The organism is Mesorhizobium sp. M7A.F.Ca.AU.002.02.1.1 (assembly GCF_003998535.1).
GTDB lineage: Bacteria > Pseudomonadota > Alphaproteobacteria > Rhizobiales > Rhizobiaceae > Mesorhizobium > Mesorhizobium ciceri.
Genome location: NZ_RZPB01000965.1, coordinates 1 through 1,933 on the forward strand (window position 1 = coordinate 1; position 1,933 = coordinate 1,933).

At 62.1% G+C, this 1,933-nt stretch carries 3 protein-coding genes; 2 read left to right on the forward strand and 1 reads right to left on the reverse strand.

Going from position 1 to position 1,933, the window contains the following annotated elements; genetic code table 11:
* Positions 1–381 (reverse strand): ABC transporter substrate-binding protein (locus EN879_RS33840; RefSeq protein WP_245493910.1); only part of this gene is annotated, 381 nt, incomplete at its 3' end.
* 90 nt (positions 382–471) lie between these two features.
* Here EN879_RS33840 and EN879_RS33845 point away from each other — a divergent pair.
* Positions 472–693 (forward strand): hypothetical protein, encoded by a 222-nt coding sequence (locus tag EN879_RS33845; RefSeq protein ID WP_127224205.1) that lies wholly within the window; start codon positions 472–474, stop codon positions 691–693.
* 62 nt (positions 694–755) lie between these two features.
* The coding region (locus tag EN879_RS33850; RefSeq protein WP_140736587.1) for a Xaa-Pro peptidase family protein at positions 756–1,933 on the forward strand (1,178 nt) is incomplete at its 3' end.

A 1,933-nucleotide genomic window follows, 5' to 3' on the forward strand; every position in this document is an offset into this window, starting at 1 on the left:
GATCTGCAGCGCCGAGAAGGCCACGTCGGCGGAGGTGAACGGCTTGCCGTCATGCCATTTGACGCCGTCGCGCAGTTTGAACGTCACCGAGAGCCCGTCGGCGGCACCCTCCCAGCTCAGCGCCAGCCTTGGCGCGAGTCCGTCCTTGCCGTCGTAGGAGGCTTCGGCCAGCGTTTCGACGATCTTGCTGGAGATGAAGAAGACGCCGTTGGAAGCGACGATCGCCGGGTTGAGGTTGCGCGGTTCGGAATCGGCGGCAAGCACAAGCCGCCCGCCCTTCTTCGGCGTCTGCGCCCAGCCCGGTGTCGGCATGGCGGTGGAGGCCAGCAGCATTGCCGAGCCGGAAAGCATCGTGCGCCTGGAAATCGTGAAACCTGACATGATCGAACTCCGTCCTCTCCGCGACCCGGTTGGGCGCGCCAATACCCCTCGAACGCCGGCAAGCCCGCCAGCATCCTTGCGGCGGCGATTATGAGCCTTGCCGAGGGTTTCGCCAGAGACGGAATTGGCGCATCCTCGCTTGGCTTTGAAATTTTCGTCCGCTGGACCAGTTTGGAATATGCGCTTCTATCACGTCAATCTGGTAGGACCAAATTGATGGGATATGCGACGGACAAAGGTATGATGACATGGAACGGTGCTGTTTGCCCTATTTCTGGCTGGACCAGAACGGGCAAAATGGTGCAGATTTGAGTCATGGCCAGGGGATCGCGAGCGGAACGGCCGGCGGTCCCAGGCAATTCAGGGAGAGAGAGATGAACATTGCTCCGGGCAAGAATGCCGTCGGCAATATCCCGTTCGACCAGGCAAGGGTCGACCGGCTGATGGAGGAGGCCGGCATCGATGTGCTGCTCGCCACCTCCAAGCACAACACGCAATACCTGCTGGGCGGTTACAAGTTCATCTTCTTCGCCGCCATGGATGCGATCGGCCACAGCCGGTACCTGCCGATCGTCGTGTACGAAAAGGGCGGGCCGGACCATGCCGCCTATATCGGCAACCGCATGGAGGGCGGCGAGCACCAGAACAATCCGTTCTGGACGCCGACGCTGCACGCCGCCTGCTGGGGCACGCTCGACGCCGCCAACCTTGCGGTCGAGCACCTGCAGAAGATCGGCAAGGCCGGCGCGCGCATCGGCATCGAGCCTGGCTTCCTGCCATCGGACGCCTATACGCTGATCCGCAAGGCGTTGCCGGATGCCAGGCTGATCGATGCGACCGACATGCTGGAGCGCATGCGCGCCATCAAGACCGATGCGGAGCTGGAGAAGCTGCGCACGGCCTCCGAACTGATCACCGATTCCATGCTGGCGACCATTGCCTGGGCGCGTGAAGGCACGACTAAAAGCGAGATCATCGAGCAGCTGCGGCGCGAGGAAACCAATCGCGGCATCCATTTCGAATATTGCCTGCTGACGCTGGGTGCCAGCCACAACCGCGCCGCTTCACCGCAGGCGTGGAAAAAAGGCGAGGTGCTGTCAATCGATTCCGGCGGCAATTATCACGGCTATATAGGCGACCTCTGCCGGATGGGCATTCTCGGCGAACCGGATGCCGAGCTGGAAGATCTGCTGGCCGAGGTCGAGACGGTGCAGCAGGCGGCCTTTTCAAAAGTCAAAGCGGGCACGCTGGGCGGCGACATGATTTCGCATGCCGAGGGCGTGCTGAAGGCTTCGAAGGTCGCGCCCTACACGGATTTCTTCGCCCATGGCATGGGGCTGATCACGCACGAGGCGCCGTTCCTGATGACCAACCACCCGGTGACCTATGAAGGCACCTATGCGGCCAAACCGCTGGAGAAGAACATGGTGCTGTCGGTGGAGACGACCATGCTTCACCCGACACGGGGCTTCATCAAGCTGGAAGACACGCTGGCGGTGACGGAGAGCGGATACGTGATGTTCGGTGATCGGGGCCGGGGGTGGAACAGGGG